Origin of the sequence: Aminivibrio sp., from assembly GCF_016756745.1 — a bacterium.
Taxonomy (GTDB): Bacteria; Synergistota; Synergistia; order Synergistales; family Aminobacteriaceae; genus Aminivibrio.
In genome coordinates, this window is record NZ_JAESIH010000023.1 from 1 (window position 1) to 7,749 (window position 7,749).

The 7,749-nt window shown below is 58.8% G+C and carries 7 protein-coding genes; 2 read left to right on the plus strand and 5 right to left on the minus strand.

Translation table 11 applies throughout. From position 1 onward, the window contains the following. Positions 1–1,609: ribonucleotide reductase N-terminal alpha domain-containing protein (locus tag JMJ95_RS01780; protein WP_290681769.1), on the minus strand; the 1,609-nt coding region annotated here is incomplete at its 3' end. Positions 1,610–1,830: 221 nt separating this feature from the next. On the opposite strand from JMJ95_RS01780, the gene JMJ95_RS01785 reads away from it, so the two are divergent. Further along, entirely contained in the window at positions 1,831–3,048 is a 1,218-nt protein-coding gene (locus JMJ95_RS01785; protein ID WP_290681773.1) for a MalY/PatB family protein, read from the plus strand. A 52-nt stretch (positions 3,049–3,100) separates the two neighbouring features. Here JMJ95_RS01785 and JMJ95_RS01790 read toward each other — a convergent pair whose 3' ends face one another. The 3 genes from JMJ95_RS01790 to JMJ95_RS01800 all read right to left on the minus strand — a co-directional run bounded on the left by JMJ95_RS01790 (position 3,101) and on the right by JMJ95_RS01800 (position 5,052). Further along, the gene (locus tag JMJ95_RS01790) at positions 3,101–3,832 is read right to left on the minus strand and encodes a TRAP transporter large permease subunit (RefSeq protein WP_367153733.1); all 732 of its coding nucleotides are present in this window, start codon (positions 3,830–3,832) and stop codon (positions 3,101–3,103) included. Positions 3,833–3,939: 107 nt separating this feature from the next. Beyond that, complete coding sequence (locus tag JMJ95_RS01795; RefSeq protein WP_290681776.1) at positions 3,940–4,740, minus strand: PhzF family phenazine biosynthesis isomerase; 801 nt, start codon at positions 4,738–4,740, stop codon at positions 3,940–3,942. 9 nt (positions 4,741–4,749) lie between these two features. Then, positions 4,750–5,052 carry a hypothetical protein gene (locus tag JMJ95_RS01800; protein ID WP_290681779.1) on the minus strand — a complete coding sequence of 101 codons (303 nt, stop codon included), beginning with the start codon at positions 5,050–5,052 and terminating at the stop codon, positions 4,750–4,752. Between the two features lie 335 nt (positions 5,053–5,387). On the opposite strand from JMJ95_RS01800, the gene JMJ95_RS01805 reads away from it, so the two are divergent. Then, positions 5,388–6,242 (plus strand): 4Fe-4S binding protein, encoded by an 855-nt coding sequence (locus JMJ95_RS01805; RefSeq protein ID WP_290681782.1) that lies wholly within the window; start codon positions 5,388–5,390, stop codon positions 6,240–6,242. A gap of 59 nt (positions 6,243–6,301) precedes the next feature. Here the strand turns inward: JMJ95_RS01805 and JMJ95_RS01810 are convergent, their stop codons facing one another. Next, the gene (locus JMJ95_RS01810; protein WP_290681785.1) at positions 6,302–7,453 is read right to left on the minus strand and encodes a hypothetical protein; all 1,152 of its coding nucleotides are present in this window, start codon (positions 7,451–7,453) and stop codon (positions 6,302–6,304) included. Positions 7,454–7,749: the final 296 nt, after the last annotated feature.

Sequence of the window (7,749 nt, forward strand, 5' to 3'; positions counted from 1 at the left end):
CCAGCCGTTCACTCTCGTTCCCCAACCCCTGGGCGGTGAAAAAACCCTCGAGGGCATTCGAGAGAGTATAGGGGATGGTGGCCGAAGACCGCATCTTCTCCAACAGGGAGCGGAATCCCTCCCGGTCGAGCCTGTCGTACCACGATTCGGGGAAGAGTTCCTCCCCTTGCTCCCTGGCGAACTCCGCAAAAAGAGCTTCTATGAGTCCTGCCTCTGGAAAGGGGTCCTTGCCCATATCCGATACGATTCCCGCGGCAGCGCAGAGGGCGGCGCTGCCCATGGAATCGCCCAGGCATTTGCAGAATTCCCTGAACCTCGGGGAACCGTACCGCATTCCCAGAAGAATGGCCGCGTCCGCCAGCCCCATGATGCCGAGCCCCACAGGGCGTATCCGCTTCGTTCTCTCCTCGATCCTCTCCAGGGGGTAGGAGCAGGCGTCGATCACAAGGTCGAGATAGTACATGGAACGGAAGACCTGGTCCACGAAGGCACTGAAATCAAAGGATTTCCTTCCGTCGGGGGAGGTTGTGACGAAGGCCTCCACGTTCACCGAGCCGAGGTTGCAGCTTGTGTAGTTGGGCAGGGGCTGCTCGCCGCAGGGGTTTGTGGACTCGATTTTCCATGTCTCGCCGAGCTTCAGCAGGTTATCGTCGTTTGCCCTGTCGATGAAGAAGATACCGGGGTCTCCCCGTTTCCAGGCGCTCTCACAGAGCTTGTTCCAGAGGTCAGCCGCCTTCACGCGCCTGACGGTCTTTCCGTCGCTCCGGGACACCAGGCTGAAGTCGCCTCCCCCCTCCGCCTCCTTCATGAGCTTGTCGGAAACACAGACGGAGATGTTGAAGTAGGGCAGTTTTCCCTCTTCCACCTTGGCGTCGATAAAGTCGAAAATATCGGGATGGTCGTCGAAAAGCATGCCCATCAGGGCCGCCCGACGCCGTCCTCCCTGGACGACCACCGCTCCCATGGTGTTCCAGGTCTCCATGAAGGAGACCGGGCCACTGGCCTGGCCTCCGATGCCGCCGTTGATGGCGCTGCCCCGCTCCCGGAGATGGCCGAAATTGCCTCCCACCCCGCCGCCGTACTTGCTGATCACGGCCGCATCCTTCACGCCGTCGAAGATACCGTCGATGCTGTCCGGGACATCTATGACGAAGCAGGCGAAGAGCTGCTGACTCCGTGTCCTGGAGCGGCGGAGAAGGTCATAGTCCTCGAAGGTCATCTCCTCAGGCGGACAATAAATTTTACCCGAAAGCACAGGGTCCACCGTCATTCCGGCTCCGGCGCCGAAGAGGCACGGGGAGTTGAAAAGGAACCGCCTGTTGGTAATATCATCGTAGATGTTGTTTTCAAGGCGGCGGAGCCATTCGAGATCAAAAGCACTCCCGCCGAGATAGGCCGTCTCTGCGCAGGCCACGATCCTGGCGACCCTCCTGGCGAACTCGCCGAAAGACGTCTCCTTTCGGATTGATCCCGAGGCGGAATCGTACCGCCGTGCAAAATACCGCTGGTCCAGCAGCCACATCGCGTTCTCGGAGAGGCCGCTTTCTCCTCCCGCGGTCAGAGGTGACGAAAATGAAGAACGGAACCTCTCCTTGTATGAAAAAACCATGTAATACCCTCCTCCCCACACCATTAGGGGCATGGGAATGATTTCACACACAACATCTTGTGTGTGAATATTTACAGCTTAAAAAGACTACCACTTTCGGAACGGCGAAACAAGGGGGTGAAAACCTTCCGAATTCTTTCCAAACTGAGGGCAAATGTTGTTATAATGAAGACTTTCCATCTATAATCTGCAGTTTATGCGAAAGAGAGGAACAAAACAAAATGAGCCGCTACGATTTTGATTCTGTCATTGAACGGCGAGGCACTATCTGTGCAAAGTGGGACGGAATGGAGCCCATCTTTGGCTCCGGCGATCTTCTCCCCATGTGGGTTGCAGACATGGACTTCAAGGCCCCGCCGGAGGTCGTCGAGGTCCTCCGGGAACGGGTGGACCACGGTATTTTCGGCTATACCCGCCGGTTCGACCCATACCGCCAGGCCATTGCGGGATGGTTCGAGCGAAGGCACGGCTGGAAACCCGACACCGAATGGATCCGACACGCCCCCGGCGTGGTCCCCGCCCTGGCCGCCGCCATCCTCGCCTTCACCCAACCAGGGGACGGCGTGCTCGTCCAGCCGCCGGTCTATTACCCCTTCTTCGCCACTATCACCGGACGGGGACGCAGAGTGGTGGAAAACCCGCTCGTTTTTACCGGCAGCCGGTTTGAGATGGACTTCGCAGACCTGGAGAAAAAGCTGGACGACTCGTCAGTGAAGCTCGTCTTCCTGTGTTCGCCCCACAATCCCTGCGGGCGGGTCTGGACCAGGGAGGAACTGAAAAGGTTCGCCCATATCTGCGCCTCCCATGGAGTCATCGTCATTTCCGACGAAATCCACTGCGACATCCTCTTCGGGGGAGCCCGCCACGTCCCCCTTGCCGATGTTTCAGATGCCATTCGGGGCCTTTCCGTTACCACCGTGGCCCCCAGCAAGACCTTCAACATTGCGGGACTCAGCACCGCAGCGGTCATCATCCCTTCAAAACGGCTCCGGGACAATTACCAGTCCGTCATTGACTTCCTCCACATCGACGGGGGCAATGTCTTCGGGACTCTCGCCCTGGAAGCGGCCTACACGAAGGGGGACGCATGGCTGGACGAACTGCTCCTCTACCTTGAGGGCAGCCTCGACTTCATCGAAGAATTTCTCGCCGAAAGGCTCCCCGGGATCCGTCTCATCCGGCCGGAGGGAACCTACATTCCTCTCCTGGACTGCCGCTCCCTGAACCTAACGGGGCCGGAACTGCAGAACCTCCTCGTGGAAAAGGGCGGCGTCGCCCTGGATGGGGGACACTGGTTCGGCACCGGCGGAACAGGTTTTGCCCGCATCAACATCGCCACGCCGAGGGTGCTGCTGAGGGAAGGAATGGAACGGATCGAAAGGGCCGTCAGAAGCCTGGGGAAGTTACCGGCAAAAGACAGCAGGCCTTTCCAGGCCTGATCGGAAAAAAAACCCCGGATTCCCCCTTGGAATCCGGGGCTTTCCCGTTCTATCAGCGCATCATCCTCGGCAGAAAGAGGATTACGTCGGGGAAGAAGTTGAGAACCACCACGGTGACGATCAGTGCGGCCACCAGGGGAACAATCTCCTTCACCAGAGATTCCAGCTTGAGGTTGCCGATGTCGCAGGCGATAAAGAGACACAGCCCCACTGGCGGAGTATTGTGGCCTATGGCCAGGGAGATCACCATGATGATGCCGAAGAACAGGGGGTCGATTCCGAGACTCATGATGATCGGGTAAAAAATGGGGGCAAGGAGCACCATGGCCGCCGAATTGTTCAGGAAGGTCCCCACCACCAGCAGAATGAAGACCATGATGAGCTGCACCACGACGGCGTTGGTGGAGACGTTGAGTATTGAGGCGGCAATGGTCTGGGGGATCTGTTCGCTCACCAGGACGTAAGTCAGAACTTCGGCGGTGACCATGAGGTACATGACCAGCGCCGTCGATTTGGCCGACTTCAGGACAATCTTCGAGACATCCTTCCAGGAGATCTCTCTGTAGATGTAGACCCCTACGACCAGGCCGTACACCACGGCGACGGCGGCGGATTCTGTCGGCGTAAAGATTCCCGCGTAAATGCCCCCGAGGATGATAACCGGCATGAAAAGCGCGAAGACCGCTTCCCTGAAATACCTGGAAACCGTCTTGAAAGAGGCGGGTTCGTCCCCCTTATATCCCCGCTTCAGGGAAATAAAGGAAAAACGCCCCGGAGGTATGATTTCACCCCTCGGAGCGTAAAAAACGGCGCTTTCGTATCCGGAAGTTGAGAACTCCGGAGCCGAGGGCGCTCGTGAGACGGAGTTTTGGAGGCCGGTCCGCCCCTCTTCTAGGGAAAAAACGTTCCCTGGAGGACGATCCTGGCCTTTCCGCGAATCTCCACCCGGTCATCCCCCACCGTGAGCAGCAGTTCCCCCGGACGGCTCGAGTTCTGGAAGGCGGCGAGAGTTTTCTTTTCCAGCCGCTCGCTCCAGTACCGGGCGAGAACCGTGTGGACAGAACCGGTGACCGGATCCTCGTTCACTCCCGCCCAAGGGTTGAAGTACCTGGATTCGAAATCATAGACCGACGAGGCTTTCGTGACGGCGATTCCGCTACCGCAGAGCCCCCTGTACTCCACCATCCTGTTGAAGTCCGGTGCGATCGTCCTCAGGTCCGTTCCTTCATCGGTGACGATGATGACTTTCCCGGTTCTCCGGCCGCAAATGCAGTCAGTCACCCGCAGAGGACCGAAGAAATCGTCGAAAGCGGCTACCGGCGGGCACCGCATATAATCGTCCAGGGGGAAATCCATGCCGATGGAATCGTCAGGATACCGTTGTACAGGAAGAATTCCCCCGGCGTAGCGGAACACCAGAGAGTCAATCAGAGGCTCTTTCCCGAAGAGGACCCGTGAGGCGGCGAGAGTGGCATGACCGCACAGGGACATTTCCTTCAGAGGAGAAAACCACCTGATATTCCAGGCTCGTTCCTCCGGAGCCACGAAGGCGGTCTCCGAGGCCCCGATATCGGCGGCCACAATCTGCATAACATCCTCCGGGGGGTGCTCCGGCGACACGACCACCCCGGCCCTGTTCCCCCTTCCCGGCGCGTCGGCGAAGGCGTTGACAATATAGGTTTCCAGCTCCATGACATCCTCCTAAAAACCGGCGCTCTCCCTGCCCGAAAGACCGCGGGACGGAATTCGCCCTGGTTTATTCATTCTATGACTTCTCAATGCCATAATAATACCGGGCATACCCGGTCCTGTGGAGCATATACCGGATTTTCCAGGGTATCCGGTTTCATCACGGCCGTCTCCCCGAAGAGTTCCCTTGAAAATTCGAAGAGAGCCACCCCCCCCCCCGTGGCGGTGATCACCCATGTGGAGTTTCGGGGTACTATAGCCGATTTTCCAGTCGGCAAGAGTATCAAGCGCATAAAGATACTCTTTCACTTCCATATCTCCCATCCTCAGTCTGCGTCCCATTCTCCCCGTTCCGGCAGGCCCTCTGAGTGTAGAGTACTCCAATCTCTCTAATACCGTCAATCAATAATGGGATACTTTCCCTCCTGTATCCTCAGGCAGCGGGGAGCGTCACCGGGGAACGCCGGGGGATATCTCCGCGAAGCGTGTGGAGCGAGATCGCTTCACACCTGAGGAGGGCGAATTCACTATATACCCGGCGACACCTCTCTGCCAGGTAAATTGTGCTTCTTTTCCCCGTTGCGGGTTCGGGACCGGAAGGGTATAAAAGGAGACATCCAGTATGTGAACAGCGGACAGGAGGAAAAACCATGGATATAACGGAAATCCGCACATTCATCGAGGCCTTCGGAAGGAATTCCGGCTGGAACCGCATTCCTCGGGAGAAAGCTCTCCGGAGCGACCTTGCAGGCATGGAGATGTTTGCTTCGCCCATCGCCGCCGCCGCAGCCGCCGAAGACCCCGCCTTCCTGCGCCTGAAAAGGGAGGGGGCGGTGGGCCCCCAGTTTCTTCTTCCACGGGAATGGCTTCCCGGAGCCCGTTCCGTGGTCTCTTTCTTCCTCCCCTTCACCGCCCGGGTCCGGGAAGCCAACGCTGAATCCGGCCCTGAACCCGCCCCGGAATGGCTCCATGGAAGGATAGAAGGACAGGAGTTCATCGACCGGCTTTCCCGGGCCCTCGTCGAACACCTCCAGGAGAAAGGAGGGGATGCAGTTTCCCCCGCCGTGGACCCGAGGTTCGCATCCTGCACCCTGAAGAACACAGTCTTCCTTGACGGGAACGGCACGCCCTTACCCGTGAGCTTCACCAGCAACTGGTCCGAACGGCATGTGGCCTTTGTGTGCGGTCTCGGCACTTTCGGCCTCTCCAAAGGACTCATTACTTCCCGGGGGGTGGCCGGGAGGTTCGGCAGCGTGATCACCACCCACCCTCTGCCTCCCGACAATGTCATCCCGGAGGAGCTGTACGGCAACTGCACCATGTGCGGCGAATGCGCCGTAAAGTGCCCCGTCGGCGCCATCTCCCCGGAGACGGGCAAGGATCATGTCCTTTGCTCGGAGTACCTTGACCTCATGAAGAAAAAGCACTCCCCGCGGTACGGATGCGGGAAGTGCCAGACAGGGGTGCCCTGTGAAAAGGAAATTCCGAAAAAACACAAGAGATGAGGCCTGTAAACAGAGTGAGGGTGCGGGGATGCCCGCACCCTCACTCTGTTTACAGGCCTTCAAAACCGGAAGACGGCCCCCATGGGCTCGCCGCCCGGCATTGCACCTGAGCTTACGGCATAGACCGTTCCGCCGTGGATGAGGGTCTGAACTGCCGCGAGATTAAGAAGATCCTCCTCCTCGCCCCCGCACGCCTCTCCAGTCAGGACCCTGTTCTCTTCCGGGTCGAAGCATCCGGTCATGCGGGCCTCGCCGTCCACAAAAAGGATGTCCACCCTTCCATGGTGAGCGCCTTCAAGGACTTTCTCCACGTTGGACGATGCGTTCTCCGATCCGGTCAGTTCGGCATATCTGGCGAGAGCCTGCTCGGCCTCCCTTGAAAGAGCTTTCTCGGCAATGGGCCATGCCCGTCCGTGCAGCTCCTCCGGGCGCAAATCGTCGGCGTTCCCCGGAACGCCCTCGTCGAGCAGGAAGGGGTAGGAATTGACCTCCCTGTAGAGGTGGAGCAGGTATTCCACTCCAGCCAGAACGAGAGGGGACTTGCTTCCGCGAAGAATGTCCGGAAGATCCTCGTCAATCTTCCGAAACCACCGGAGCAGCCTCCCCTTCTCCTCATCACTCGGATCATGACCGTGGAAAATGGCCGCCCTGCCGCCCGACCTTCCCGCCGCAGTTCCCGTGTGGAACTGAAGCTGCTTTTCGAAACGGTCGAAGCGGAAGGCATCACCCAGATTCGGAAGAATGGATTCCACGTCCACTTCGTCCACGGAGTGCCTCGAACCCTCCAGCAGCCGGATCATGTTCCGGCTCAGGGCGAGCACGTAGAACCTGCCCTCCCCCGAGAAATAGGGAAGCAGGGGCGTAAAGTGGAAGCGCCGGCCAAGGAAGACCGACTCCCGGAATGACAGGGGAAGCCTGTAGCTTTTGAAATAATCGGCGGCCAGAAAGACCGCGAGGCCGTCTCCCTGGTGCTGCCAGAAAAGAGGGTCGTCCGCGAGACTCCGGGCCGGTGTGAGCAGTTCCTGGATCTCCGGGGGCCGTGCCCCGGAGGCTGAAAGCCTGTTCTCCGCCTCTTTGAGCAGATTCTTGAAGCGAATGGGGTTCTGCTCCGTCTCCCTTCCGGCCCGGAACGCCGGCATAAAAAGGGAAAGACAGAGTTCCCTCGAGTGTGCGGACAGTTCCTTGAGCTCCTCCCGGGTAATTTTGTCCATGAAGAAAACCACCTCCTCAACGCATTCTCCCGAACAGGGCAGAAACGGGGGCTTTTTCTGATCCTCGCTGCTTCGGACGCCTTTTCTCCGGCCGGCAGTCACCGGAACGCTGAAAAGAACCTGTGAATAGCATAGCCCCATAGCGACACACTAGTCAAGCGTGTTTCCCCCCTAAATCCGCAGGTTTTTCAGGCAGAGGGAGTGTCGCCGGGCATAAGGTGAATTCGCCCCGCCAGGGGCGAAGAGATTATCCCCTGGGGGACAGCGCCCGGGGGAGAGAAACCGACACGGATGTC

What these genes read in the sequence shown, in the direction of transcription:
- JMJ95_RS01785 (WP_290681773.1), top strand. Translation starts at nt 1,831, where the DNA reads ATGAGCCGCTACGATTTTGATTCTGTCATTGAACGGCGAGGCACTATC.
- JMJ95_RS01795 (WP_290681776.1), bottom strand. Translation starts at nt 4,740, where the DNA reads ATGGAGCTGGAAACCTATATTGTCAACGCCTTCGCCGACGCGCCGGGA.
- JMJ95_RS01800 (WP_290681779.1), bottom strand. Translation starts at nt 5,052, where the DNA reads ATGGAAGTGAAAGAGTATCTTTATGCGCTTGATACTCTTGCCGACTGG.
- JMJ95_RS01805 (WP_290681782.1), top strand. Translation starts at nt 5,388, where the DNA reads ATGGATATAACGGAAATCCGCACATTCATCGAGGCCTTCGGAAGGAAT.
- JMJ95_RS01810 (WP_290681785.1), bottom strand. Translation starts at nt 7,453, where the DNA reads ATGGACAAAATTACCCGGGAGGAGCTCAAGGAACTGTCCGCACACTCG.